Source organism: Streptomyces sp. MBT65 (assembly GCF_016612545.1).
Lineage (GTDB): Bacteria > Actinomycetota > Actinomycetes > Streptomycetales > Streptomycetaceae > Streptomyces.
In genome coordinates this window covers 1-26,820 of record NZ_JAENRY010000214.1, presented here as the reverse complement: position 1 = coordinate 26,820, position 26,820 = coordinate 1, and the positions used below count along the sequence as shown (strand labels likewise).

General features: G+C 71.4%; 24 protein-coding genes. 18 read left to right on the top strand and 6 right to left on the bottom strand.

Annotation, left to right across the window (positions count from 1 at the left end; genetic code table 11):
• From JHN63_RS36020 to JHN63_RS36010, 3 genes are all read left to right on the top strand, one after another.
• Positions 1–2,180: protein kinase (locus JHN63_RS36020; RefSeq protein ID WP_200688793.1), on the top strand; the 2,180-nt coding region annotated here is incomplete at its 5' end.
• A gap of 29 nt (positions 2,181–2,209) precedes the next feature.
• The gene (locus tag JHN63_RS36015) at positions 2,210–3,124 is read left to right on the top strand and encodes a HipA family kinase (RefSeq protein ID WP_200688800.1); all 915 of its coding nucleotides are present in this window, start codon (positions 2,210–2,212) and stop codon (positions 3,122–3,124) included.
• 74 nt (positions 3,125–3,198) lie between these two features.
• Entirely contained in the window at positions 3,199–3,468 is a 270-nt protein-coding gene (locus JHN63_RS36010; RefSeq protein ID WP_200688791.1) for a SelT/SelW/SelH family protein, read from the top strand.
• Positions 3,469–3,493: 25 nt separating this feature from the next.
• Here the strand turns inward: JHN63_RS36010 and aceB are convergent, their stop codons facing one another.
• Together aceB and JHN63_RS36000 are read right to left on the bottom strand one after the other, a co-directional pair.
• A complete protein-coding gene (gene aceB / locus JHN63_RS36005; RefSeq protein WP_200688789.1) occupies positions 3,494–5,116 on the bottom strand; it encodes a malate synthase A in 1,623 nt (540 codons plus the stop codon).
• Between the two features lie 254 nt (positions 5,117–5,370).
• Positions 5,371–5,970: an NTP transferase domain-containing protein gene (locus tag JHN63_RS36000; protein WP_200688787.1), complete on the bottom strand. Its 600-nt coding sequence runs from the start codon at positions 5,968–5,970 to the stop codon at positions 5,371–5,373.
• A gap of 188 nt (positions 5,971–6,158) precedes the next feature.
• On the opposite strand from JHN63_RS36000, the gene JHN63_RS35995 reads away from it, so the two are divergent.
• Complete coding sequence (locus JHN63_RS35995; RefSeq protein WP_200688785.1) at positions 6,159–6,479, top strand: DUF5955 family protein; 321 nt, start codon at positions 6,159–6,161, stop codon at positions 6,477–6,479.
• A 1-nt stretch (position 6,480) separates the two neighbouring features.
• Here the strand turns inward: JHN63_RS35995 and JHN63_RS35990 are convergent, their stop codons facing one another.
• On the bottom strand, positions 6,481–7,182 hold the full coding sequence (locus JHN63_RS35990) for a DUF6304 family protein (protein ID WP_200688783.1): 702 nt from the start codon (positions 7,180–7,182) through the stop codon (positions 6,481–6,483).
• On the bottom strand, positions 7,179–7,973 hold the full coding sequence (locus JHN63_RS35985; RefSeq protein WP_200688781.1) for an IclR family transcriptional regulator: 795 nt from the start codon (positions 7,971–7,973) through the stop codon (positions 7,179–7,181). The genes JHN63_RS35990 and JHN63_RS35985 overlap by 4 nt, the downstream gene beginning before the upstream one ends.
• A gap of 283 nt (positions 7,974–8,256) precedes the next feature.
• Between JHN63_RS35985 and allB the strand changes: the two genes are divergently transcribed.
• Positions 8,257–9,594, top strand: a complete 1,338-nt coding sequence (gene allB, locus JHN63_RS35980; protein ID WP_200688779.1) for an allantoinase AllB — start codon at positions 8,257–8,259, stop codon at positions 9,592–9,594.
• 46 nt (positions 9,595–9,640) lie between these two features.
• Positions 9,641–10,762 carry an allantoicase gene (alc, locus tag JHN63_RS35975; protein WP_234478214.1) on the top strand — a complete coding sequence of 374 codons (1,122 nt, stop codon included), beginning with the start codon at positions 9,641–9,643 and terminating at the stop codon, positions 10,760–10,762.
• A gap of 50 nt (positions 10,763–10,812) precedes the next feature.
• Here the strand turns inward: alc and JHN63_RS35970 are convergent, their stop codons facing one another.
• Complete coding sequence (locus tag JHN63_RS35970) at positions 10,813–11,559, bottom strand: SDR family oxidoreductase (protein WP_200688775.1); 747 nt, start codon at positions 11,557–11,559, stop codon at positions 10,813–10,815.
• A gap of 100 nt (positions 11,560–11,659) precedes the next feature.
• Between JHN63_RS35970 and JHN63_RS35965 the strand changes: the two genes are divergently transcribed.
• The 8 genes from JHN63_RS35965 (at position 11,660) to JHN63_RS35930 (ending at position 19,219) form a co-directional block, all read left to right on the top strand.
• Positions 11,660–12,475 (top strand): AIM24 family protein, encoded by an 816-nt coding sequence (locus JHN63_RS35965; protein WP_200688773.1) that lies wholly within the window; start codon positions 11,660–11,662, stop codon positions 12,473–12,475.
• Positions 12,476–12,613: 138 nt separating this feature from the next.
• The gene (locus JHN63_RS35960; RefSeq protein WP_200688771.1) at positions 12,614–13,246 is read left to right on the top strand and encodes a dihydrofolate reductase family protein; all 633 of its coding nucleotides are present in this window, start codon (positions 12,614–12,616) and stop codon (positions 13,244–13,246) included.
• 91 nt (positions 13,247–13,337) lie between these two features.
• Positions 13,338–14,243: a DMT family transporter gene (locus JHN63_RS35955; protein ID WP_200688799.1), complete on the top strand. Its 906-nt coding sequence runs from the start codon at positions 13,338–13,340 to the stop codon at positions 14,241–14,243.
• An 86-nt stretch (positions 14,244–14,329) separates the two neighbouring features.
• Positions 14,330–14,719: a ribonuclease domain-containing protein gene (locus JHN63_RS35950; protein ID WP_200688769.1), complete on the top strand. Its 390-nt coding sequence runs from the start codon at positions 14,330–14,332 to the stop codon at positions 14,717–14,719.
• 161 nt (positions 14,720–14,880) lie between these two features.
• Complete coding sequence (locus JHN63_RS35945) at positions 14,881–16,137, top strand: histidine kinase (RefSeq protein ID WP_200688767.1); 1,257 nt, start codon at positions 14,881–14,883, stop codon at positions 16,135–16,137.
• 488 nt (positions 16,138–16,625) lie between these two features.
• Positions 16,626–17,306, top strand: a complete 681-nt coding sequence (locus tag JHN63_RS35940) for a response regulator transcription factor (RefSeq protein ID WP_200688765.1) — start codon at positions 16,626–16,628, stop codon at positions 17,304–17,306.
• A 66-nt stretch (positions 17,307–17,372) separates the two neighbouring features.
• The gene (locus tag JHN63_RS35935; RefSeq protein WP_200688763.1) at positions 17,373–18,557 is read left to right on the top strand and encodes a cytochrome P450; all 1,185 of its coding nucleotides are present in this window, start codon (positions 17,373–17,375) and stop codon (positions 18,555–18,557) included.
• 239 nt (positions 18,558–18,796) lie between these two features.
• On the top strand, positions 18,797–19,219 hold the full coding sequence (locus JHN63_RS35930) for a PaaI family thioesterase (protein ID WP_200688761.1): 423 nt from the start codon (positions 18,797–18,799) through the stop codon (positions 19,217–19,219).
• Positions 19,220–19,232: 13 nt separating this feature from the next.
• On the opposite strand, the gene JHN63_RS35925 is transcribed toward JHN63_RS35930, so the two are convergent.
• The gene (locus JHN63_RS35925; RefSeq protein ID WP_200688759.1) at positions 19,233–20,249 is read right to left on the bottom strand and encodes a Gfo/Idh/MocA family oxidoreductase; all 1,017 of its coding nucleotides are present in this window, start codon (positions 20,247–20,249) and stop codon (positions 19,233–19,235) included.
• A 129-nt stretch (positions 20,250–20,378) separates the two neighbouring features.
• Here JHN63_RS35925 and JHN63_RS35920 point away from each other — a divergent pair, with 129 nt between their 5' ends.
• The 4 genes from JHN63_RS35920 (at position 20,379) to JHN63_RS35905 (ending at position 25,995) form a co-directional block, all read left to right on the top strand.
• Entirely contained in the window at positions 20,379–21,116 is a 738-nt protein-coding gene (locus tag JHN63_RS35920; protein WP_200688798.1) for a GntR family transcriptional regulator, read from the top strand.
• A gap of 219 nt (positions 21,117–21,335) precedes the next feature.
• Complete coding sequence (locus JHN63_RS35915) at positions 21,336–22,484, top strand: ROK family glucokinase (protein ID WP_200688797.1); 1,149 nt, start codon at positions 21,336–21,338, stop codon at positions 22,482–22,484.
• Positions 22,481–23,062 carry a sugar kinase gene (locus JHN63_RS35910; RefSeq protein WP_200688757.1) on the top strand — a complete coding sequence of 194 codons (582 nt, stop codon included), beginning with the start codon at positions 22,481–22,483 and terminating at the stop codon, positions 23,060–23,062. The genes JHN63_RS35915 and JHN63_RS35910 overlap by 4 nt, the downstream gene beginning before the upstream one ends.
• 98 nt (positions 23,063–23,160) lie before the next feature.
• Positions 23,161–25,995 (top strand): DEAD/DEAH box helicase, encoded by a 2,835-nt coding sequence (locus JHN63_RS35905; RefSeq protein ID WP_200688755.1) that lies wholly within the window; start codon positions 23,161–23,163, stop codon positions 25,993–25,995.
• The last annotated feature ends 825 nt before the right edge of the window (positions 25,996–26,820 follow it).

Below are 26,820 nucleotides of genomic sequence, written 5' to 3'. Positions count from 1 at the left end.
GGCGCGGTGTGGAAGCCGCCGACGAGGTGGCCGCGGCCCGTCGCGTCGGCGGCTTCCACACCGCGCCGGTCGTGGACGCGGATCCGCAGGGCGACCCGGCCTGGCTGGTGACGGCGTACGTACCCGGACCGACCTTGCAGGTCCTGCTCGACCGGGTGGGCCCCCTGCCCGCGGACACCCTCACCGTGCTGGCCGCCGGGCTCGCCGAGGCGCTGGCGGCGATCCACCAGGCCGGGGTCATCCACCGCGACCTGAAGCCCGCCAACATCATCATCGCGGAGGACGGCCCCCGGGTCATCGACTTCGGCATCGCGCGGGCCCTCGACGGTACGGCCCTCACCCAGACCGGGTTCCAGATCGGCACCCTCGGGTTTCTCGCGCCGGAACAGCTGACCGGGGGCACGCTCACGCCCGCGGTCGACATGTTCGCCCTGGGTGTGGTGCTCGGGCAGGCGGCGGGCCGCGCTCCCTTCGGCGACGGGGCGGCCGCGGCCTGGCCCTACCGCGTCGTGCACGAACAGCCCGATCTCACGGACGTTCCCGGCCAGTTGCGCGCGCTGGTCGCGGCCTGCCTGGCGAAGGACCCGCGGGACCGGCCCGGTCCGCTGGAGTTCCTCGACGGACTCACGGTCCAGCACGCGTCGGACGTGTGGCTGCCGGCGGAGGCGACGGCGGTGATACGGGAGCAGGATCCCGGGGCGTACTTCGCGCCGTCGGACCTGTCGCCGGGAGCGGGTGGGGCCGCCGATCCACGGGCGGCGCTCTCCGGCCCGCCGGTGACGGGGGACCGGCGGCCGGTCGTGGGTGTCGATCCGGGGCCGACGGTGTCCGACGAGCCGGTGGTCGGGGAGCGGTCGGGTGTGGCTGCCGAACCGTGGCCCGGTGAGCGGGAGCCCGGGGAGCGGTCGGCCGTGGCCGCCCCATCGTGGCCCGGTGAGCCGGTGGTCGGCGAGCGGCCCGTCGCGGCTGCCGACCCGCGGCCCGTGGCATCCGACCGGTTGCCCGTGGGGTCCGACCCGCGACCTATGGCGTCCGGCGCGCAGGCGGCCGACGAGCGGGCGCGGGCCGTGAGCCCTCATCCCCTTACGGTGCGGTCGTCGCCGGGTCCCGGTTTCGGGCCCGCACCGGAGTTCGGGCCTGTGCCGGACCTCGCGCCCGCCCCCGTGGGCCCGCCCGGCGGTTCCGGGCCGGTGGGCGGCACCGGAGGGGGACGGAACCGCCGTAGGCCCGTCGCCGTAGCGGTGCTGCTGGTCGCGGCGGTCACCGCGGGGGTGTTCGTGTGGCATCCCTGGTCCGGTTCCACCCAGGACGACGACGGTGCCGGGGGAAGCACGCCGTCGGCATCGCGGTCGACGCCCGCCGCGTTTCCCGATGCCCCGCTGCTCGTCCGGTTGGACACGGACCCCGGATCGGCCACGTGCCACAGCGTGATCGGCCGCCGTGACTCCACGAAGGACGACCCGAAGCAGCTGGTCGACGGGACGTGCGACGCGCTGCCGCAGTGGGCCCCCGACCGCAAGTCGTTCGCGTTCACGCGCAAGACGGGGCAGGAGTCGGCCGTATGGACGGCGAACGCGGACGGCAGCGACGTCCGGCGGGTCGCCGCGATCTCGGGCGGCCGGGTGTCCTGGTCCCCGGACGGCAAGCGGCTGGCGGTCCTGCGCAGGCAGGACGGTGTGCAGCAACTGTTCGTCGTGACCGTCGCGGACGGCTCCGCGCGCCAACTGACCACCGGTACCGGGAAGGTGGACGACCCGGCGTGGTCCCCCGACGGCAAGCACATCGCCGTGTGCCTGCAGAAGGCGTCGGGCTGGCAGATCCACGTCGTCGACCCGGCGCAGCCGGGCACCGCACCCCGGCAGATCACCCACCAGTCCCGGCGCGCGCTCGATCCCGTCTGGTCCCCGGACAGCCGGTACTTCGCCTACACCGCCGGGGCACCCGGCGTGGGGACCGGGGGAGACATCCACATCGTCAAGGCGGACGGCACCGGCGACCGGGTGCTGGTGCGGACCGCTGCCCAGGAGATGGACCCGGTCTGGTCACCGGACGGCAAGTGGGTCGCGTTCGTCCGGGGCCCCTTCGACCAGCCGGCGATCTGGGCCGTCCGCGCGGACGGCACGGGGGAACGCAGGCTCACCACCGGCAGCACACCGGAGGGCCACCCCTCCTGGCGTTGACCTGCCACTATGCTCCTTTCATGCCGGACATGCTGAGAGAGGTCACCGCGACCCGCTACGTCGAGCCCCTGCGCTCCGGCGGTTCCGTCCCCGGACTCGTCGAGGCCGACGATCTCGGCATGTACGTCGTGAAGTTCACCGGTTCCGCGCAGGGCCGCAAAGCACTGGTCGCCGAAGTGATCGTCGGGGAGTTGGCGCGTGCTCTGGGGCTGCGCTTCCCCGAGCTGGTGCTCGTGCACTTCGACCCGGCGATCGCCGACGAGGAGCCCCACCAGGAGGTGCGGGACCTGCACCGCGCGAGCGCCGGACTGAACCTCGGTATGGATTTTCTGCCGGGTGCCCAGGACTTCACCCCGGAGATCGCCGCGCGGTGCACCGTCGACCCGCTGGAGGCGGGAAAGATCGTCTGGCTCGACGCGCTGACCGTCAACGTCGACCGTACGGTGCACAGTTCGAACCTGATGATCTGGCCCACACTCGGCGTCGCACCCCCGCGGCTGTGGCTCATCGACCACGGCGCCGCCCTCGTCTTCCACCACCGCTGGGACGGCGCCGACCCCACGAAGTCCTACGACTTCCGCCATCACGCGCTGGGCCACTACGCCCCCGACACCCGTGCCGCCGACGCCGAGTTGGCGCCCGAGGTGACCGAGGAACTGCTGCGCCGCATCGCGGCCGAGGTGCCGGACGCCTGGCTGGCCGACGAACCGGGCTTCGCGACCCCCGACGCCGTACGGGAGGCGTACGTCGCTTACCTCCACGCGCGCGTGACGGCCTCCGCGGCCTGGCTCCCCACCGACTTCCCCAGCGGGGAGGAACGCGCCGCCGAGGAGGCCCTCCGCGCGGCGAAGACCCAGCAGGGCCGCCCGAGTTGGCTCAAGCGGGTCCCCGACCTGCACGGCAGGCCGACGGCCGAACAGGATTGGTCGGTACACCTGGGATGAATTTGGTCGGTACACCTGGGATGAATGGGGAAGACGACCGGGATGACGGGGATGACGACGGGAAGACGACGGGCATGACCCAGCGAGTCGAGATCGAGTACTGCACCCAGTGCCGTTGGCTGCCCCGCGCGGCCTGGCTGGCGCAGGAGCTGTTGACCACCTTCGAGACCGAGTTGACGGAACTGTCCCTGAAGCCCGGCACCGGCGGCGTCTTCGTCGTCCGCGTCAACGACGAGGTGGTGTGGGACCGCCGTGAGCAGGGGTTCCCGGAGCCCACGGCCGTGAAGCAGCTCGTACGCGACCGAGTGGCCCCGGGAAAGTCCCTGGGCCACTCGGACAAGTGAGCTTCGCCTGGCGGCGGTTGAGGGGTCAGCCCTTGAGCTGCTCGTACGCCGGCAGCGTCAGGAAGTCCGCGTAGTCGGCGTCGAGGGCGACCTCCAGGAGGAGGTCGTGGGCCTGCTGCCAGTGGCCCGCGGCGAAGGCATCCGCGCCGATCTCGGCGCGGATGTTCTCCAGCTCCTCGGCGGCGATCCTGCGCGCCAGCTCGGGAGTCGCCTTCTGACCGTTCTCGAACTCGACGTCCGCGTTGATCCACTGCCAGATCTGCGAGCGCGAGATCTCGGCGGTGGCCGCGTCCTCCATCAGGTTGAAGATGGCGACCGCGCCGAGGCCGCGCAGCCATGCCTCGATGTAACGGATGCCCACCTGAACGGCGTTGACGAGTCCGGGATACGTCGGCTTCGCGTGCAGCGAGTCCACGGCGATCAGGTCGGCCGCCTTGACGTCGACCTCCTCGCGCAGCCGTTCCTTCTGGTTCGGCCTGTCGCCGAGCACCGCGTCGAAGGAGGCCATGGCGATCGGCACGAGGTCCGGGTGGGCCACCCAGGACCCGTCGAAACCGTCGCCCGCCTCACGGTCCTTGTCCGCCTTGACCTTCTCGAACGCGACCTTGTTGACCGCCTCGTCCCGGCGGGACGGGATGAACGCCGCCATACCGCCGATCGCGTGCGCCCCGCGCTTGTGGCAGGTACGGACGAGGAGTTCGGTGTACGCCCGCATGAACGGTGCCGTCATCGTCACCGCGTTGCGGTCCGGGAGGACGAACTTCGGCCCGCCGTCACGGAAGTTCTTCACGATGGAGAACAGGTAGTCCCAGCGGCCCGCGTTCAACCCCGAGGCGTGGTCGCGGAGTTCGTAGAGGATCTCCTCCATCTCGTACGCGGCGGTGATCGTCTCGATCAGCACGGTCGCGCGGACGGTGCCCTGCGGGATGCCGACGTAGTCCTGCGCGAAGACGAACACGTCGTTCCACAGCCGCGCTTCGAGGTGCGACTCGGTCTTCGGGAGGTAGAAGTACGGGCCCTTGCCCAGATCGAGCAGTCGCTGGGCGTTGTGGAAGAAGTACAGCCCGAAGTCCACGAAGGCGCCCGGGACCTGCTCACCGTCGACCAGCAGGTGACGCTCGTTCAGATGCCAGCCGCGCGGCCGCATCACGACGGTCGCCAGCTCGTCCTCGGCCTTCAGGGCGTACGACTTACCGGAGTTGGGGTCCGTGAAGTCGATGGCCCGGGTGTAGGCGTCGATCAGGTTGAGCTGGCCCGTGACGACGTTCTCCCACGTCGGCGCCGAGGCGTCCTCGAAGTCCGCGAGCCAGATCTTCGCACCCGAGTTGAGGGCGTTGATCGTCATCTTGCGGTCGGTGGGGCCGGTGATCTCGACCCGCCGGTCGTTCAGCGCGGCGGGGGAGGGGGCCACCCGCCAGGAGTCGTCGGCGCGGATCGCGGCGGTCTCCGGGAGGAAGTCGAGGGTGGAGGTACGGGCGATCTCCGCGCGGCGCTCGGCCCGGCGGGCGAGGAGTCCGGCCCGGCGGGGCGTGAACCGGCGGTGCAACTCGGCCACGAAGGCGAGGGCCTCGTCGGTGAGGACCTCCTCCTGCCGGGGCAGCGGTTCGGCGTCGACGACGACCGGCGAGGACGGCGCTGGTGCGGACATGAACTGTCACTTCCTTCAGCGAGCGTGGCACCGGGTGCCAGATGACCCGGGTAGGACGGAGAGCACCCGAGGGGCCGCCGGGTGCTTCTGAACAGTGGATACTAGTTTCCTCATCGTGGAAGTTCAATGGTTTGTTGACGTCGAGATTCTCTGAATCAAGCCAAAGTGGCGCTCAGTGCCACTCCGCTCACTCAAAGTGGACGGGCTCATTCAGGGACTCGTTCAGGGACTCACTCAAGGACTGATTCAAGGACTCATTCAAGGTGGACGAGATCCGCCTCAGTGTCGATGTCGTACGGCTCCGCCGCATCCCCGCACTCGACGAGCGTGACCGCGTCCGCGTGCGCCTTCAGGTACGCCCGCGCCCCTCGGTCCCCGGTCGCGCTCTCGGCGATGCCGGCCCAGTGCGCGGCCCCGAACAGCACCGGATGCCCGCGTACCCCGTCGTAGGCGGCCGAGACCAGCGACTCCTCGGAGACGTACGCCGCGAGCACCCGTGCCACCGCCTCCGCACCGATCCCGGGCTGATCGACGAGCGAGACCAGCGCCGCCCGGGCCCCCGCACTCGAGACCGAGTCGAGCCCCGCTCGCAGCGAGGACCCCATCCCGCGCTCCCACTCCGGGTTCTCCACGACCACGCACCCGGTCAGCTCGGCCCGCTCTCGTACGGCGTCGGCGTGCGCCCCGAGGACCACATGGACGCGGCTGAGACCGGCCGCGCGCAGAACCCCGACCGTGTGCTCCACAAGGGGCCGCCCCCGGTGTTCCAGCAGCGCCTTGGGCCGCCCGCCGAGCCGTCGGCCGCCGCCCGCCGCGAGCAGCAGCCCGGCGACCTGGTCTTCGTTTCGCGTCATACGTCCTGCATACCTGACCGGGCGGCGACCGCACGGAATCCTCCGACTTAATTTCGGTCCGTGGAGTGGCGCACCCCGTATCGGGTGGCGTTTACTGGCCCGCGTCCCTCGGTGCCCGACCAGTGTCGCGGGGTGCGCGGCGGGACCACAAAGTTCTTGCGCACGGCGACGTGCGAGGGGGGAGAGCTGTGTTGCGGAGCTTGGGGCAGAGGTCGGTGACCGGCAGCGACGAGGATCCGAGGGTGGCGGAACTGCGGACCGCGGTGTCCCGGTTGCGCCGCGAACTGGCCGCGCATCCGGCCGAGTTCCCCGACCGTGTCATCGCCGAGGACGAACTCGCGGCGCTGGCCGCGATGACCATCGACGGCATTCCCGAAATCCCGCGCCTGCGCCGCTCGTTGCTCCTGATCGCCGGCGCGATCGGCTCCGTGAGCGCCCTCACGAGGGGGTTGACGGACGTGCGCAACGCCGTGGACCTGTTCGGTCAACCCCGGCGCGGACAGGGCTAGTTCACGACCACACGCGGGACGGGAACGCTCCCCGGTAGCCCGCGTCCCCGGCCCGGTGCTCGAACTCCCCGCACCGCCAGGTCTCTTGGACGAACTCGGTGCGCTCGTCCCAGACCGCGAAGATCCCCGTCGGGCCGTGCTTGCCGTCGACCCGGCGGTAGCGGTCCTTGACGTCACGGAAGCAGGCGAGCCCCGCCATCAGCCCGTTGCCGAACGGGCTGTAGTCGGACCAGGCACACGCGACGCAGGCCTGGAGCCGTATGCCTGTGGGGAGGAGCCAGCGCTGGAGGTCGTTCAGGGCGTCCTCGAAGGTGTCATGGTCTTCCGTGGTCAGGTGCTCCTGCCCGTCCAGGCGCAGGATGGTGAACAGCCGCTCCATGTCCAGCCCCTTGCCCGGTCCGGCCGGCGCCCCGAGCCACAGCGCGCAGTCCAGTACCGCCGTACGCACGCCCTGCCCCTCGACCGTGACGGACATCGGCACCTCCCACTCCAGGAGGCAGGAGCACAACGCCCCGTCGAAGAAGGTGAACGGGGCCTCCGGCGGCTCGCCGCCGAGCGCGCCGAGGTCGTCCATGCTGTCGCCCTCGAAGCGGACACCCCGGATCGTCGTACGGATCGACTCCCGGCCGTCCGACTCGAGGACGATCGCCTCGTTGCCGTGTCGGTCGGTGTACCGGCCCGGCCAGAACTGCACCGCGCTCACGCGGGGTTCTGGCTGGCCAGTGCCTCCGACAGTTCGGCGGCCACCTGCTGGAGCACCGGCACGATCTTGTCGGTCGCCGACTCGGTGACGCGGCCGGCCGGCCCCGAGATCGAAATCGCGGCGGCGGTGGGGGAGTCGGGCACGGAGACGGCGAGACAGCGGACGCCGATCTCCTGCTCGTTGTCGTCGATCGCGTAGCCGAGGCGGCGCACGTCCGCCAGCGCCGCGAGGAAACCGTCGGGCGTGGTGATCGTCTTCTCGGTCGCCGCGGGCATGCCGGTACGGGCGAGCAGTGCGCGCACCTCGTTGTCCGGGGTGTTGGCGAGCAGGGCCTTGCCGACGCCCGTGGAGTGCGGCAGGACGCGCCGGCCGACCTCGGTGAACATGCGCATCGAGTGCTTGGACGGCACCTGCGCGACGTACACGATCTCGTCGCCGTCGAGCAGCGCCATGTTCGCCGTCTCGCCGGTCTCCTCGACCAGCCGGGCCAGATAGGGGCGGGCCCAGGTGCCGAGCAGACGCGACGCGGACTCGCCGAGCCGGATCAGCCGCGGGCCGAGGGCGTACCGGCGGTTGGCCTGCTGGCGGACGTAACCGCAGACCACCAGCGTGCGCATCAGTCGGTGGATGGTGGGCAGCGGCAGCCCGCTGCTCGCGGAGAGCTCGCTCAGGCCGACCTCGCCGCCCGCGTCGGCCATCCGCTCCAGCAGGTCGAAGGCGCGCTCGAGGGACTGGACCCCACCCGTGGCGGACTTGGTGGAGTCGGTGCTGCTCACGCTGGACGGCGGCACGGCGCGTTCCTTTCGGCACGGGCGGGAAGGGCTGAAGCCTACCCGGGGGCCGGTTGACTCCCCGCCGGTGCGTAGCTACGTTCTGCTTGCCGGAAGTCTACTTCCGCTTTGTGGAAACATCCAGAGTGTGCGCGTGCGGCGCATCGCGGAGAGGTGTGCCCTTGACGGTACGGGAGCGGGAGTGAAGACTCCTTCAACAGAACGTTGAATTCCGTTACGTGGACGTAAATCCCGTTTCCCGCAAGTAACGGAAGTGACGACGGCGGCAGAGAGAGGGGTCCGGGTGTCCGACGCTGAACTGGTGGTGCGCTCCACACGTGTCATCACTCCCGAGGGGACACGCGCGGCGGCGGTCGCGGTCGCCGGGGGAAAGATCACGGCCGTCCTCCCGTACGACGCCCAAGTCCCGTCCGGAGCACGGTTCGAGGACTTCGGCGACGACGTCCTGTTGCCCGGCCTGGTCGACACCCACGTGCATGTGAACGACCCCGGCCGCACCCACTGGGAAGGCTTCTGGACGGCCACGCGTGCGGCGGCCGCCGGCGGCATCACCACCCTGATCGACATGCCGCTCAACTCCCTCCCGCCCACGACGACGGTCGACAACCTCCGGACGAAGCAGCAGGTCGCCGCGGAGAAGGCACACATCGACGTCGGCTTCTGGGGCGGCGCCCTGCCCGACAACGTCAAGGACCTGCGCCCGCTGCACGACGCCGGCGTCTTCGGTTTCAAGGCGTTCCTGTCCCCGTCCGGTGTGGACGAGTTCCCGCACCTCGACCAGGACCGACTCGCCCTGTCCCTCGCGGAGATCGCGGGCTTCGGCGGCCTGCTCATCGTGCACGCGGAGGACCCCCACCACCTGGAGGCGGCCCCGCAGCAGGGCGGCCCCAAGTACGCCGATTTCCTTGCCAGTCGGCCGCGCGACGCAGAGGACACGGCCATCGCCGGTCTGATCGCTGCCGCCAGGCGCCTCGACGCGCGGGTGCACGTCCTGCACCTGTCCTCCTCCGACGCGCTGCCGCTGATCGCCGCCGCCAAGGCCGAGGGTGTCCGCATCACGGTGGAGACGTGCCCCCACTACCTGACCCTCACGGCGGAGGAAGTCCCGGACGGGGCAAGCGAGTTCAAGTGCTGCCCGCCCATCCGTGAGTCCGCCAACCAGGACCTGTTGTGGCAGGCGCTGGCCGACGGCACGATCGACTGCGTGGTGACGGACCACTCACCCTCCACGGCCGACCTGAAGACCGCCGACTTCGCCACCGCGTGGGGCGGTATCTCCGGCCTCCAGTTGAGCCTCGCGGCGGTGTGGACGGAGGCGCGCAGGCGGGGCCACGACCTGGCGGACGTGGTCCGCTGGATGTCCTCAAGGACGGCCGGGCTGGCGGGACTTGACCAGAAGGGCGCCATCGAGGCGGGCCGCGACGCCGACTTCGCGGTCCTCGCCCCCGACGAGACGTTCACCGTGGACCCCGCGGCCCTCCAGCACCGCAACCGTGTCACGGCGTACGCCGGGAAGACCCTCAGCGGTGTCGTGAAGTCGACCTGGCTGCGCGGCGAACGCATCGTGCTGGACGGCGAGTTCACCGACCCGAAGGGCCGACTCCTGACCCGTACGCCCTGATTCACCGCACCCGCACCCGCAGCGGCCCGACCCCCGAAAGGCAGACATGGCAGTGACGGCGATTCCGAGTTTCACCGGCGACGCGAACCCCTACGGAGGCGGTGACCCGTACGCGGACTACCGCACCGCCGACTTCCCCTTCACCCGCTACGCCAACCTCGCCGACCGGCAGTTGGGCGCCGGTGTCATCGCCGCCAACGACGAGTTCTTCGCCCAGCGGGAGAACCTCCTGGTGCCCGGGCCCGCCGAGTTCGACCCCGAGCACTTCGGCCACAAGGGCAAGATCATGGACGGCTGGGAGACACGCCGCCGTCGCGGTACCTCTGCGGACCACCCCTGGCCGACGGCGGAGGACCACGACTGGGCACTGGTCCGCCTCGGCGCGCCGGGCGTCATCCGGGGCATCGTGGTCGACACGGCGCACTTCCGCGGCAACTACCCGCAGGCGGTGTCGGTCGAGGGCGTATCGCTGCCGGGCTCCCCGTCCCCCGAGGACCTGCTCTCCGACGACGTGAAGTGGACGACCCTGGTCCCGCGCACGCCGGTAGGCGGCCACGCGGCGAACGGTTTCTCCATCTCGGCCGAACAGCGCTTCACCCACCTCCGCGTCAACCAGCACCCCGACGGGGGGATCGCGCGCCTGCGGGTCCACGGCGAGGTCGTACCGGACCCCGACTGGCTTGCGGCGCTGGGCACGTTCGACGTGGTCGCCCTGGAGAACGGCGGCAGCGCCGAGGACGCCTCCAACCTCTTCTACTCACCGGCCGGCAACACCATCCAGCCCGGCCGCTCCCGCAAGATGGACGACGGCTGGGAGACCCGCCGCCGCCGCGACCAGGGCAACGACTGGATCCGCTACCGACTGGCCGCCCAGTCCGAGATCCGCGCCGTGGAGATCGACACGGCGTACCTGAAGGGCAACAGCGCGGGCTGGGCGTCGGTGTCGATCCGGGACGGCGAGAACGCCGACTGGACCGAACTCCTCCCCCGCACCCGCCTCCAACCCGACACCAACCACCGCTTCGTCCTCCCCACCCCGGCGACCGCGACGCACGCACGCGTGGACATCTATCCCGACGGCGGGATCTCGCGGCTGCGGCTGTTCGGTTCGCTGACGGAGGAGGGGGCGGCGGGGCTGGCGGCCCGGCACCAGGAACTCGGCGGCTGACGCCCCACGCGCGCGTGGGGCGCACCGACACCGGTGCGCCCCACTTGTGCTCAAGCCGAATGTCCACCGTCCACCGCGAACTCCGCCCCCGTGACGTAATCCGCCCCCGCCAGATACGCGACCATCGACGCCACCTCGTCCGCCGTCCCGAACCGCCCCAGCGCCGTCATGGCCGCCTGGTCGGCCGCGTACAGCCCGTCCGCCGGGTTCATGTCGGTGTCCGTGGGCCCCGGGTGCACGATGTTCGCCGTGATCCCGCGTCCGCCCAGCTCACGGGCGAGTGCCTTGGTCAGCCCGATCAGTGCCGCCTTGCTCGTCGCGTAAAGGGTCCCGCCGGGCCCCGGCACTCGCTGAGTCATGCACGTACCGATCGTGATGATCCGACCCCCCGAGGCCATCCGCGCGGCAGCCGCCTGTGAGGTCAGGAACACCCCACGGACGTTGACTGCCAGGACCCGGTCCACATCGGCGAGGGACAGCCCGTCCAACGGACCGAGGACACCCACCCCCACGTTGTTCACCAGCACATCGAGCCCGCCCAGCGCCTCCGTCGTACGCTCCACCGCCCCTGCCGCCTCGACGGCATCCGCGGAGTCCGCCCGCAGCGCGACCGCCCGCCGTCCCAGCGCCTCCACCCGCCCTACGACGTCCTCGGCCGCCTCCTTGCCCTCCACATAGGTGACGGCCACGTCCGCGCCGTCCCGTGCCAGCCGCAGCGCCGTCGCCGCACCGATGCCACGGCTGCCGCCGGTGACCAGGGCGACCTTGCCGTTCAGGGTTCCGTAAGTCGTTGTCATGAGCCCATCCCAGCGGCCGGCGCACCCGCGTGCTGGCGGCGAACGGACACCGACCTCGTGCGGCCGGAACTGATTCCGCCGCCTCCGGCGTTCTCCTCCCGTGACCCTTCAGCAAGAAATCGTCGGCAACGCCATGCAGATGGCGGTCGTCAACCTGAACCCCGGCCAGACGGTGTACTGCGAAGCCGGAAAGTTCCTCTTCAAGACGACGAACGTGACCATGGAGACCCGCCTGAGCGGCCCGCCCGGCCCCGGACAGCAACAGGGCGGCGCCGGCTCCGGCGGCATGGGCGGCATCCTCCGCCAGGCCATGGGCACGGCCATGCAGGTCGGCCAGCGCGCACTCGCCGGCGAGTCGCTGGCGTTCCAGTACTTCACCTCCCAGGGCGGCGAAGGCACCGTCGGCTTCGCGGGCGTACTCCCCGGTGAGATGCGTGCCCTGGAACTCGACGGCACGCGCGCGTGGTTCGCGGAGAAGGACGCCTTCGTGGCCGCCGAGTCCACCGTCCAGTTCGGCATCGCCTTCCAGGGCGGCCGCACCGGCATGAGCGGCGGCGAGGGCTTCGTCCTGGAGAAGTTCACCGGGCACGGCACGGTGATCATCGCCGGCGCGGGCAACTTCATCGACCTGAACCCGGCCGACTTCGGCGGCCGCATCGAGGTCGACACCGGCTGCCTCGTCGCCTTCGAGGAGGGCGTCCAGTACGGCGTCCAGCGCATCGGCGGCCTCAACCGCCAGGGCCTGATGAACGCGGTGTTCGGCGGCGAGGGACTGTCCCTGGCCACCCTGGAGGGCAACGGCAAGGTGATCCTCCAGTCCCTCACCATCGAGAGCCTGGCCAACGCCCTGAAGAAGGCCCAGGGCGGCGACAAGCAGGGCCCGACCGGCGGCATGTTCTCGACCCACGCCGGGTGAGCCGCCGTAGCGGAGACGGATGAGTCGCCCTAGCGGAGACGGACGAGCCGCCGTAGCGAGGACCGATGAGTTGCAGGGGCCCGCGGGGTCTGAGCTGATGAAACCAACGGCCCTCGCTCCAGGAAGCAGGCACCCGACATGGGCAAGCTCGTCTCCACCATCTTCGTCACCCTTGACGGCGTCTACCAGGCCCCCGGCGGCCCCGAAGAGGACACCCGCGGCGGCTTCGAGCACGGCGGCTGGAGTTTCGTCTACGGCGACGACGACTTCGGCCGGTTCGTGGTCGAGGTCTTCGACCGCTCCGGCGCCTATCTGCTGGGCCGTCGTACGTACGACATCTTCGCCTCGTACTGGCCGCTCAAGACGGACCCCGCCGACCCGATCGCGTCCAAGCTGAACGACCTGCCGAAGTACGTCGCCTCGGCCACCCTCACCGACCCCTCCTGGGCCGGCACCACGGTCATCGGCGGCGACCTCGCCAAAGAGGTCACCGACCTCAAGGAGCGCACCGACGGCGAGCTCCAGGTGCACGGCAGCGGCGCCCTGGTCCGGTCCCTCCTCGACCTCGACCTGCTCGACACCATCCACCTGGTGACCTTCCCGGTCGTGCTCGGCACCGGCCTGCGCCTGTTCCCCGAGGGCACCGCCCCCAAGGCCCTCAGGCGCACGGGCGGGACGATCACCAGCACCGGCGTCTCCATCCAGTCGTACGACCTGGCGGGCCGCCCGACCTACGGCTCGTACGCGGACGCCGACGCGGAAAACTCCTAGTCGGCGGGGGCACACGCAGGTACGGTGATCGTTCCGTGTGGCAGCCACCGATGTCTCCACCACCTCGCCGGAGACCGGGAGAGCCGCCCCCATGTCCTCGATCGCCGTACCGCGCGCCGCCGCGCCCCGTCGCGCCCGGGTCACCGACCTGCCCGTCCTGCTGGTCGCCGTCGTCTGGGGCGCCAGCTATCTCGTCGCCAAGGACATCACCACCGCCCGCACGGTCCTCGCCGTCCTGGTGCTGCGCTTCGCCCTCGTGCTGCCCGCCCTCGCCGCCGTCGGCCACCGCTCGCTGCGCGCCCTGACGGCCGCCCAGTGGCGCGGCGCGGGGCTCCTCGGCCTGATCCTCGCCGGGATCTTCCTGCTGGAGACCTACGGCGTCGTCCACACCTCGGCGACCAACGCGGGCCTCATCATCAGCCTCACCATGATCTTCACGCCGCTCGCCGAGGCCGCGGTGACCCGCACCCGGCCCTCCCGCGGCTTCCTCGGAGCGGCGGCCCTCTCCGTGCTCGGCGTGCTGCTGCTGACCCAGGGCGCGGGCTTCAGCCGACCCTCCCTCGGTGACCTCCTCATGCTGCTCGCCGCCCTCGCCCGCACCCTGCACGTGCTGGCCATGTCCCGCAGCACGTCCGTGCGGGGCGCCGACGCACTGCCGCTGACCACCGTCCAACTCGCCACCGCCGTCGCGGTGTTCGCGCTCCTGTCGGCCGGCGCCGAAACCACGCCGTGGGCGGCGGCCGCGGAGTTCGGGGCACGGGAGTGGGCCGGGCTGCTGTTCCTGTCCGCGTTCTGCACCCTGTTCGCCTTCTTCGTCCAGATGTGGGCCGTACGCCGGACCTCTCCCTCCCGGGTCAGCCTCCTGCTCGGCACCGAGCCCCTGTGGGCCGCCGCGGCCGGTATCGCGCTCGGCGGGGAGCGGCTCGGCGCGTTCGGCCTGGCAGGCGGCGTCCTCGTGCTTGTGGGGACCGCGTGGGGACGCGGGGCCGCACGTTAACTCCCGGAAAACTCATCGGACTTGACGGGAAAATCCGCGGACTTGTCATTGACATGCCACTATCTACGCGCGTCATCATGGGGGACATGAGATTCCCCCCACGAATCACCCGCATCGGCGCCGCGGCCGCCGTTCTCTCCACCGTTCTGGTCGGCGGCGCCGTCGCCACCGCGACCCCGGCGGCCGCCGCGGTCGGCAGCATCTGCTACAGCGCCCTGCCCGACCAGGCGTACGACACGCTCGACCTGATCGCGACGAACGGCCCCTTCCCCTACTCGCAGGACGGCACCGTCTTCCGCAACCAGGAAGGCATCCTGCCGAGCCAGGCCTCGGGCTACTACCACGAGTACACGGTGAAGACGCCCGGTTCGTCGACGCGCGGAGCGCGCCGCATCATCACCGGCAAGAAGACCCAAGAGGACTACTACACCGCTGACCACTACGTCACGTTCAAACTGATCAACTTCGGCTGCTGAGCCGGACGACCAGCTGCACCACTGCTCGCCCCTCGCCCCGCGGCTCCCCCCACGATCTCGGGCCGCGGGGCGAGGCATGTCCGCCGAAAGTCGCCGACCGCGCGACTTTGGTCTCCGATCACCGCCACGGTGGGGTGACCGGGCCCGTCCCCTGCGTAGATTTGTCGACCGTGACCGGAGACAGGACCGCGCAGGTACCGCAGGCGTTCGCGGGGCGCCGATGGCTGCTGCCGTCCGCCGTGGCGGACGAACTCGACCCCGACGTCGAACGGCGCGGACGGCCCCGCCGTACCGCACGCGACTGGGTCGTCGACACCTGCTGCTTCCTGCTGGCCCTGCTCATCGCCCTGGCCGCCGCGCAGACCCTCAGGGACGACACCGGGACCCCGCACCCACTCGCCGTCGTGGACCAGCTCTTCGGGGTCCTCGCCTGCGGCGCGGTCTGGCTGCGCCGCCGCTGGCCGGTCGGCCTCGCGATCGCGATGATCCCCGTCGGCTTCGTGTCGAACACCGCGGGCGGCGCCGCCATGGTCGCCGTCTTCACCCTCGCCGTGCACCGCCCCTTCCGCTACGTCGCCTGGATCGGCGGCATCCAACTCGTCCTGGCCCCGCTGTTCTACTGGCTGCGCCCGGACCCCGATCTGCCGTACGCCGGCGCGGTCGTCTTCACCGAGCTGCTCATCCTCACCGTCATCGGCTGGGGCATGTTCGTCCGCTCCAAGCGGCAGCTCATGCTGAGCCTGCGCGACCGCGCCCGGCGCGCCGAGACGGAGGCGGAACTGCGGGCCGAGCAGGCCCAGCGGCTCGCCCGCGAGGCCATCGCGCGCGAGATGCACGACGTGCTCGCCCACCGGCTGACCCTCCTGAGCGTGCACGCGGGCGCCCTGGAGTTCCGGCCGGACGCGCCCCAGGAGGAGGTCGCGCGGGCGGCCGGCGTCATCCGGGAGAGCGCCCACGAGGCGCTCCAGGACCTGCGGGAGATCATCGGCGTCCTGCGCGCGGGCGAGCCCGACGACGCGGGCCGCCCCCAGCCCACGCTCGGCGCCCTGGACGCGCTGGTCACCGAGTCCCGCGAGGCCGGCATGAAGGTCATCCTCGACAACCGGGTCACCGACCCCGCCGGGGTCCCCGCCTCGATCGGCCGCACCGCCTACCGCATCGCCCAGGAGGCCCTCACCAACGCCCGCAAACACGCGCCCGGCACGGAGGTCACGGTGACGGTCACCGGCACCCCGGGCGACGGCCTCGTGATCGCCGTGCACAACCCGCCCCCGGAGGGCGAGGTCCCGCACGTTCCCGGCTCCGGGCAGGGCCTGATCGGCCTCACCGAGCGGGCCATGCTGGCAGGTGGACGGCTGGAGCACGGCCCGCAGGAGGGCGGCGGATTCCGGGTGCGGGCGTGGCTGCCGTGGGGGTGAGCAGCGCCCGGCGCCATGGGTAACTCCCGTTCCGCGCAAGGGTGATGACGGCTGTTCCCGGAACGTCGCCGGGAACGCGCGCCCTGTGCCGTATCCGCACAGTCCCGCCTGCCCCGCGCTCCCACCCGGGCACGCTCCTCCACTGCCTTGAGGGCGTGGGAGTTGCCCCCACCCGCCGCACCGGGCGACAGCCCAAGTACGTCCGGTACGAGGGCTTCCGCCCGGTAATCCCCCCCAGCCTTCGGCCACGCACCGGACGCCGCAGGGCCTGCCCTTCGGATGGACGACGGAGCTCGCGGACACGACCCAGGGCGGCCTCACCCATGCGAACTCCGAGGCCGCACACACGTGTTGACGCCGTACACCGTCCGGGCCGCGACGCCCGGGACGCCGCCGTGGAGCGGCCTGCCCAGGGCGGTCCCACGCGCGCGTGACGGTGGTCGGCTCTCCTGCCGCCGGCCGTCGTACGACCGTGGTTACGTAGCCCCATGACTGCGATCAGACTGCTCCTCGTCGACGACGACCCGCTGGTGCGGGCCGGGCTGTCCTTCATGATGGGCGGCGCCGCCGACATCGAGATCGTCGGCGAGGCCGCCGACGGCAGCGAGGTCGAGGAACTCGTCGACCGCGTCCACCCGGACGTCGTCCTCATGGACATCCGCATGCCCTCGGTGGACGGACTGACCGCCACGGAGCGGCTGCGCGCCCGTGGCGACGCGCCCCAGATCGTCGTCCTCACCACCTTCCACGCCGACGAACAGGTGCTACGGGCCCTGCGCGCGGGTGCCGCCGGATTCGTCCTCAAGGACACCCCGCCCGCCGAGATCCTCGACGCCGTACGCCGGGTCGCGGCCGGCGATCCCGTGCTGTCGCCCGCGGTCACCCGCCAGTTGATGGAACACGCGGCGGGCACCGCCACCGACACCCGCCGGGCACGCGCGCGTGAACGCGTCGCCGCCCTGGGGGACCGCGAACGGGAGGTCGCCGTCGCCGTCGGCCAGGGACTCGCCAACGCCGAGATCGCCACCGGCCTCTTCATGAGCGTCGCCACCGTGAAGACCCATGTCTCCCGCATCCTGGCCAAGCTCGACCTCAACAACCGTGTGCAGATCGCCCTGTTGGCGTACGACGCGGGTCTGCTCGAAGAGGACGGGGAGAGCGGGCACTAGTCGCGGCCGCCGCGCGTTCCCACTGCACTGGGAGATCTCGGGGGATCGTCCGGGAGGGGGCAGCGCATGACCGAGGTGGTCGATCTGGGGGAGTTCGGCGAGGAGTTCCGACGGGACCCGCATCCGGTGTACGCCATGCTGCGGGACCGGGGCCCGGTGCACCTCGTGCGCCTGCCGAGGGCGGACCAGTCCTACGTCACCTGGCTGATCGTGGGACACGAGGAGGCGCGCGCGGCCCTGGCCGACCCGCGGCTGGCCAAGGACGGCAGCAAGATCGGGATGACGTTCCTCGACGAGGAGCTGATCGGCAAGTACCTGCTGGCCGCCGACCCGCCGCAGCACAGCCGTCTGCGCGGACTGATCACGCGCGCGTTCACCATGCGACGCGTCGAGGAACTGCGCCCGCGCGTCCAGCAGATCACTGACGAACTCCTCGACGCGATGCTGCCGTTCGGCCACGGCGACCTCGTCGACGCGTTCTCCTACCCGCTGCCCATCACCGTGATCTGCGAGCTCCTCGGCGTGCCCGACATGGACCGCGCGGAGTTCCGCAAGCTGTCCACCGAGGTGGTCGCACCCATCGATCCGGGCACCTCGTACGACGCGTTCGTACGGCTCGCCGAGTACCTCGACGACCTGATCGAGGACAAGCGCCGCGCCGGCCCGAGCGGAGACCTCCTCAGCGACCTGATCCGCACCACCGCCGAGGACGGCGACCGGCTCTCCCCGCAGGAACTGCGGGGCATGGCCTTCATCCTGCTCATCGCCGGCCACGAGACCACCGTCAACCTCCTCACCAACGGCGTCCACGCCCTCCTCACCCACCCCGACCAACTCGCCGCCCTGCGCGCCGACACGACCCTCCTCGACGGCGCGATCGAGGAGATGCTGCGCTACGAGGGCCCGGTGGAGAACGGCACGTTCCGCTTCGCCGCGGAGCCCCTGGAGATCGCCGGCACCCCCATCGCGAAGGGCGACGCGGTCATGGTCGGCCTGACCGCCGCCGACCGCGACGCGGGCCGCTATCCCGCCCCCGACCGCTTCGACATCCGCCGCGACACCCGCGGCCACCTCGCGTTCGGCCACGGCATCCACTACTGCCTCGGCGCCCCGCTGGCCCGCCTCGAAGCACGCACGGCGATACGCACCCTGCTGGAGCGCGCCCCCGCCCTCACCCTGGACGGCCCGCCCGGCGACTGGCTCCCGGGCATGCTGATGCGCGGGATGCGGGCGTTGCCGGTGCGCTGGTAGAACGGCGGCATGGGACGGCTGGGGCGGCGACAGCGGCCGTAGTGGCCGTAGTGGCCGTAGTGGCCGTAGTGGCCGTAGCAGCGGTGGAAGCCATGCCGAAAGCCATGCCGAGAGCCGTAGTGAAGGCCTGACGAAAGCCATGCCGAGAGCCGTAATGAAGGCCTGACGAAAGCCATGCCGAGAGCCGTAATGAAGGCCGTGACGAAAGCCGTAGTGGAAGCCCTAGGAGGCCCGTCCTCGTGACCGCACCCGTCGAGTTCGACCTGGCCATGGCCCGGAAGGCGCTGGAGAGTCAGCCCTTCAGCAGGCTGATCGGCGCGCGCCTGAGTGCCTTCGGGGACGGCGGCGCCACGCTGGAGATCGACATCAGGGAGGACCTCCACCAGCAGAACGGCTTCGTGCACGGCGGGGTCCTCGCCTACGCCGCCGACAACGCGCTCACCTTCGCCGGCGGCACGGTCCTCGGCCCGGCGGTCCTCACCGGGGGCCTCACCATCCAGTACGTCCGCCCGGCCACCGGCCGTACCCTGCGCGCCCAGGCCCAGGTCGTGCAGGCCGGACGTCGTCAGGCCGTCGTCCGCTGCGACGTCCTTACGGTCGCCGACGACGGCACGGAGGCCCTGTGCGCGGTCGCCCAGGGCACGGTGCTGGCGGTCAACTGAACGATGCCGCCGGTCAACTGAAGGGCATCCCGCCCGCGATCTCCGCCAGCCGGACCGGTCTGTGTTCGCGTCTGGACACTTCGCAGGCCTCGGCGATGCGCAGCGCCTGGAGGGCCTCGCGGCCGTCGCACGGGTTGGTGCGCTGGCCGACGACGACCTCGACGAAGGCGATCAACTCGGCCTCGTAGGCGGGCCCGAAACGCTCCAGGAAGCCGGTCCACGGCTTGGTCGCGGCCGGCGGACCGGTCGGCTCGGTGGACGCGATCGGGGTGCGGTCGTCCAGGCCGACCACGACCTGGTCGAGCTCTCCGGCCAGCTCCATGCGGACGTCGTAGCCCGCCCCGTTCAACCGGGCGGCCGTCGCCGTGGCCAGCGTGCCGTCGTCCAGCGTGAGGACCGCCGCGGCCGTGTCGATGTCACCGGCCGCGCGGAACATCGCGGGCCCGGCGTCCGAACCGGTCGCGTACACGTCGACGACCTCGTGCCCGGTCACCCAGCGCAGCATGTCGAAGTCGTGGATCAGGGTGTCCCGGTACAGCCCGCCGGAGATCGGCAGATACTCGGCCGGCGGAGGCGTCTGGTCGGAGGTCGTCGCCCGTACGGTGTGCAGCCGTCCCAGCCGCCCCGAACGCACCGCCTCCCGGGCACCCGTGTAGCCCGCGTCGAACCGGCGCTGGAACCCCATCTGAAGGATCGTTCCCGCCGTCTCGACCTCGGCGATCGCCGCCAGTGAACCGGGCAGATCAAGGGCTATGGGCTTCTCGCAGAACACCGGAAGCCCGGAACGCGCCGCTCTCCCGATTAATTCGGCGTGCGCCGATGTCGCCGTAGTGATCACCACGGCGTCCACGCCCCACTTGAAGATCTCCTCCGTGCTCGGTGCCGCCGTTTCCCCCAGCCGGTTCGCCAGCTCCTGGGCCCGTACCGGGTCCACGTCGGTGAGGATCAGCGAACCGACCTCACGATGACGGCTGAGCGTCCTGGCATGGATGGTCCCGATGCGGCCCGTACCGATGACTCCGATGCGCATGGGAACAAACTGAGGGCCGACCAGGCACGCTGTCAATGCGTATGTCCGGACAATCGAACTACATCACTTCCCGTCAACCATTCACAGAGCTACGCTCGCCCCGTGCCGAAACCAGATGTGGACCCGACAGTGCCGCTCGAGCTCAGCGTGGACCGGAGCAGCCCGGTGCCGTTGTACTTCCAGCTGTCCCAGCAACTGGAGGCCGCGATCGAACACGGCTCGCTCACGCCGGGCAGCCTGCTGGGCAACGAGATCGAACTGGCCGCCCGGCTCGGCCTGTCCCGGCCCACGGTCCGCCAGGCCATCCAGTCCCTGGTCGACAAGGGCCTCCTGGTGCGCCGCCGGGGCGTCGGTACGCAGGTCGTGCACAGCCAGGTCAAGCGCCCGCTGGAACTCAGCAGTCTCTTCGACGACCTGGAGGCGGCCGGCCAGCGCCCCGCCACGAAGGTCCTCGTCAACACCGTCGTCCCGGCGTCCGCCGAGGTGGCGGCGGCACTCGGCGTGGCGGAGGACAGCGACGTACACCGCATCGACCGGCTGCGCCTCGCGCACGGCGAGCCGATGGCGTACCTGAGCAACCACCTGCCGCTCGGCCTGCTCAGCCTGGACACCGCGCAACTGGAGGTCACCGGCCTGTATCGGATGATGCGCACGGCCGGCATCACCCTGCACAGCGCCCGCCAGTCCATCGGCGCCCGCGGCGCCACCGCGGAGGAGGCCGAGCGCCTCGCCGAGTTGGAGGGCGCCCCCCTCCTCACCATGCAGCGCACCACATTCGACGACACCGGCCGCGCGGTCGAGTTCGGCAGCCACACGTATCGGCCGACGCGCTATTCGTTCGAGTTCCAGCTCCTGGTACGCCCCTGAGTGCACCGCTTCGCCCGCGATGTTCGTCATAATGTCCGGACAATGAAAATTTAATGGGGCTCACCATGGCGCCCCTCCCAGGGGCGCGTGGCTGTGTCGATTTATGGCTCCGCCGCAGGGCGCGACCAGCCACAACGCCCCCGCACTCGGCAACGATCCGCACCCCCTTCACGCCCCCGCACAGCACCCCCGGTCACGGTGAGGCAGAATCGGGCCTTGATGAGCACCTACGGCAATTTCAGCGCCCCCATAGGCTCCCGGCGTGCCCCCGCACTGAGGACGGTCGGCACGAGGGAGCGCCGCTCCCACCTGACCGCCCCCCGCGTGCCCACGGTCGGCATCGACATCGGCGGCACCAAGGTCATGGCGGGCGTCGTGGACGCCGACGGCAACATCCTGGAGAAGCTCCGCACGGAGACCCCGGACAAGTCGAAGAGCCCCAAGGTCGTCGAGGACACCATCGTCGAACTGGTCCTGGACCTCTCCGACCGCCATGACGTGCACGCGGTCGGCATCGGGGCGGCCGGCTGGGTCGACGCGGAGCGCAACCGCGTCCTGTTCGCCCCCCACCTGTCGTGGCGCAACGAGCCCCTCAGGGACCGCATCACCAGCAGGCTCTCCGTGCCGGTCCTGGTGGACAACGACGCCAACACCGCCGCCTGGGCCGAGTGGCGCTTCGGCGCCGGCCGCGGCGAGGACCACCTCGTCATGATCACGCTCGGCACCGGCATCGGCGGCGCGATCCTGGAGGACGGCCAGGTCAAGCGCGGCAAGTGGGGCGTCGCCGGCGAGTTCGGCCATATGCAGGTCGTGCCCGGCGGCCACCGCTGCGCCTGCGGCAACCGCGGCTGCTGGGAGCAGTACAGCTCGGGCAACGCGCTGGTCAGGGAGGCGCGCGAGCTGGCCGCGGCGGACTCCCCGGTGGCGTACGGGATCATCGAGCACGTCAAGGGCAACATCGGCGAGATCACCGGCCCGATGATCACCGAGCTGGCCCGCGAGGGCGACGCGATGTGCATCGAGCTGCTCCAGGACATCGGCCAGTGGCTCGGCGTCGGCATCGCCAACCTGGCCGCCGCCCTCGACCCGTCCTGCTTCGTGATCGGCGGCGGTGTCTCGGCCGCCGACGACCTGCTGATCGGCCCCGCGCGGGACGCGTTCAAGCGGCAGCTCACCGGCCGCGGCTACCGCCCCGAGGCCCGCATAGTGCGCGCCCAGCTCGGCCCCGAGGCCGGCATGGTCGGCGCCGCCGATCTCGCCCGCCTGGTCGCCCGCCGCTTCCGCCGCGCCAAGCGCCGCCGGGTCGAACGCTACGAGCGCTACGAGCGGTTCGCCGAGTCCCGGCGCGACGCCCAGGACACGGCATGATCGCATCGCTGCCCAGCCAGGCCACCTCCCGGGACGAGCCGCCCCGACCGCCCGAGGACCCCCGCCACAAGGCCCGCCGCCGAGCGATCACCCTGCTCATCATCGTGCTGCTCATCGGCGTACCGGCCGTCTATCTGGCGATCTCCGCGAACCAGAGCCGCAACAGCGGCAAGGACAAGGAGGCCAAGTACTCGGCGACCGGCCTCACCGTGGGCTGGCCCTCGAAGGTCCAGCGCCGCCTCTACCAGGTACCGGTCCCGCACCCGGCCGAAGAGGTCGCGTTCTACGAGACCAACAACTGGAAGACCAGCCGCCTCTACGTCCAGTTCCAGACCACCGACGCGGGCCTGGACACCTTCCTCGCCGGCATCGACGTCGACCGGAGGACGCTGAAGAAGAACGACATCACCATCAGCTCCCGCGACCAGAAGATCACCGGCTGGACGTTCACCCGCCCCGGACCCTGGTGGGGCGTCGTCAACAAGCAGAAGGACCCGGCCCCCACCCAGGACATCGTGGTGAACCTGTCCGACCCGAAGCTCCCCATGGTCTACGTCGTCTCCCGCACGGTTCCCTAGCCGGGCGGCCCCGGCCGGTCGCCGGAGCCGATTGTCAGACCCCGCCCGTAGAGTCGAAGACAGCTGACACGACTGACGGGCGGGAGGTGACAGGACGTATGACGGACACGGCACTCATGGAGCAGATCTCCGTACGGCTGGCCGCGGTCTTCCTGCCGTCCCCCGTCGTCCCGCGCGAGGGCCGCATCGCCTTCTGGGACCCCGACGGCGAGCGCGCCCTCCCCGAGGCCGAAGAGGGCGTGGAACAGACCGAGTTGACGGTCGTACGACGATCCGGCGCCGGCGTCCGCCGCAGGTCCACCCCCGCGCTGACCCTGTCCGTCGAAGCGGCCCTGCCCCTGCTCGTGCGCGCCCGCCGGGACCCCGCCGCCCATCCCGCCACGGCCTGCTGGGGCGCCGCCGCCCTGCACGCACTGCGGCTCGCCGCCCGTGGCCGACTTCTCCCCGGCCTCACCGCGACGGGCCACGACGCATGGCGCGCGGGCCCCCTGGAGCCCGAGGACATCGCACACGTCCGCGCGGTCGCGGCGGCCCTCCCGTACGAGGGCCACGCGGTCCCGCTGCCCGGCCCAGGCCCGCTCCGGCTGCCCGAGCCGGAAGCGCTGATGCGGTCCTTCCTGGACGCGGTCGCGGACACCCTGCCCCGCACCCCGGCCGCGCCGTACACCTCCGGGCTGCCCTTCGCGGCCCGCAAACCGCAGCGACTGCGCGACGCCCAGGACTGGGCCGCCGAGGTCGCCGCCGGCATGGACGCGGGCGTGCGGATCTCGCTCCGCCTCGACCTCTCGGCGTACGACCTGTTCGACGACGGCGGACGGGTGCGCAGCGCGGGTGCCGCGATCGTCCAGGTGCACAGCCTCGCCGACCCCACCCTCGTGGTCGACGCGGCGGCCCTGTGGGCGGGCACGGCGGACACCGCCTTCGGCCCCCGCGCGCGCGTGGACGCCGCGTTGGCCGTACGGCGGGCCGCGCGCGTGTGGCCCCCGCTGGACCGGCTCTCCGAGCAGGACGTGCCCGACGTACTCGCCCTGTCCGAGGAGGAGTTGGGAGATCTGCTCGGCATCGCGGCCACGCGCCTCGCGGCGGCCGGGGTGGCCGTCCACTGGCCCCGGGACCTGGCGCAGGACCTGACGGTGTCCGCCGTGGTCCGGTCGGCGCCGGGTTCCGCGACCGACGGCACGGGCTTCTTCGAGAGCGAGGAACTCCTCCAGTTCCGCTGGCAGTTGGCGCTCGGCGGCGACCCGCTCACCGAGGCCGAGATGGACACCCTGGCCGAGGCCCACCGCCCGGTCGTACGACTGCGGGACCAGTGGGTGCTCGTCGACCCGGCCCTCGTCCGCAAGGCCCGCAAACGCGAACTGGGCCTGCTCGACCCGGTCGACGCGCTGTCCGTCGCCCTCACCGGCACCGCGGAGGTCGACGGCGAGCAGGTGGAGGCCGTCCCGGTCGGCGCGCTGGCCACCCTCCGCGACCGCCTCACGGCAGGCATCCAACTGGCCGAGCCACCTCCCGGCCTGGACGCCACCCTCCGGGACTACCAACTCCGGGGCCTGGCCTGGCTCGACCTCATGACCTCCCTCGGCCTCGGCGGCTGTCTCGCCGACGACATGGGCCTCGGCAAGACCATCACCCTCATCGCCCTCCACCTACGGCGGGCACACCGCCACCCGACCCTGGTCGTCTGCCCGGCCTCCCTCCTGGGCAACTGGCAGCGGGAGATCACCCGCTTCGCCCCCGGAGTCCCCGTCCGCCGCTTCCACGGCACGGACCGCACTCTGGAGGACCTGACCGGCGGCTTCGTCCTCACGACCTACGGCACGATGCGCTCGGCGGCGGCGACGCTCGCCCGGCAGCCGTGGGGCATGGTCGTCGCGGACGAGGCCCAGCACGTCAAGAACCCGTACTCGGCGACGGCGAAAGCGCTGCGCACGATCCCGTCCCCAGCGCGCGTGGCCCTCACCGGCACACCGGTGGAGAACAACCTCTCCGAGCTGTGGGCCCTGCTGGACTGGACGACCCCCGGACTCCTCGGCCCCCTGAAGTCCTTCCGCGCCCGGCACGCACGCGCGGTGGAGAACGGCGAGGACGAGGAGGCGGTGACCCGACTGGCCCGCCTGGTCCGCCCGTTCCTCCTGCGCCGCAAGAAGTCCGACCCGGGCATCGTCCCCGAACTGCCGCCCAAGACGGAGACGGACCACCCGGTCCCGCTCACCCGCGAACAGGCCTCGCTCTACGAGGCGGTGGTGCGGGAGTCGATGCTGGTGATCGAGACGACGGAGGGCATCGCCCGCCGGGGCCTGGTCCTCAAGCTCCTCACCTCCCTCAAACAGATCTGCGACCACCCGGCGCTGTATCTGAAGGAGGAGCACACGGCGGCCCAGGCCACCGGAGACCGCCTTGCCGCCCGTTCCGGCAAACTCGCCCTGCTGGACGAGCTGTTGGACACGCTGCTGTCCGAGGACGGCTCCGCGATCGTCTTCACGCAGTACGTCGGCATGGCCCGCCTGATCACCTCCCATCTGTCGGCCCGCGCGGTCCCGGTGGAGTTGCTGCACGGCGGCACACCGGTACCGGAGCGGGAGCGCATGGTGGACCGCTTCCAGGCCGGCGCGACCCCGGTCCTGATCCTCTCCCTGAAGGCGGCGGGCACCGGCCTCAACCTGACCCGCGCGGGCCATGTCGTCCACTTCGACCGCTGGTGGAACCCGGCGGTCGAGGAACAGGCCACGGACCGCGCGTACCGCATCGGCCAGACCCAGCCGGTCCAGGTCCACCGCCTCATCACCGAGGGCACGGTCGAGGACCGCATCGCCGAAATGCTCGAAGCGAAGCGGGCGTTGGCGGACGCGATCCTCGGCTCCGGCGAGTCGTCACTGACCGAACTGTCGGACCGGGACCTGTCCGACCTGGTGTCGTTGCGGAGGGAGTCGTGACGGGGATCGAGCAGGGGGCGGGCGGAACGGAGCGCGTCGAAAAACTCGCGGTAGACGAAGGCGAGTCGGAGCGAACGCAGCCGACGCCGGGCACGAGTGAAACGGCCGAGCAGCGCGCCGCCCGCCCCGCAGACCTGGCACGCCAAGCACTGCGGGCCGCGCGCGAGCGCCGGGAGCGGGTGGGGGAGAGGACGGCGGGGCGGGTGACGGACGCTGAGGACTCGGCAGTCCGCGCACGTGAGTTGACCGGTGCTGAGGGCTCGGTGTCGCGCGCATCTGTGCCGACCGGCCTTGAGGGTTCGGCTTCTTGTGCGCGTGAGTTGGCCGGTGCTGAGGGTTCGGCGTCCCGTACGTCTGTGTCGACTGGTTCTGAGGGTTCGGCGTCCCGCACGTCTGTGCCGACCAGTCCCGAGGATTGGGCGTCCCGTGCGCGTGAGTTGGCCGGTCCTGAGGATGCGGCGTCGGGCGTGTCCGTGCCGACCGGTCGTGAGGACTTGGCGTCCCCCACGGCCGTGCCGACCGGCCCTAAGGGGTCGGCGTCCCGCGCACCTGTGCCGACCGGTCCCGAGGACTCGGCGTCCCGCGCACGTGAGTTGACCGGTCGTGAGGATCCGGTGTCTCCCGCATCCGTGCCGACCGGCCCCAAGAAGTCGGCGTCCCGCGCACCTGTGCCGACCAGTCATGAGGACTCGGCGCCCCCCACGTCCGTGCAGACCGGTCTTGAAGAGCCGACGTCTCGTCCACCCATGCCGACCGGCGCCGGGGGGTCGGTGACCAGGGGTGCGGTGGCCTTCGCCTTCTCGGCGCCGGTCGGCATGGGTGGAC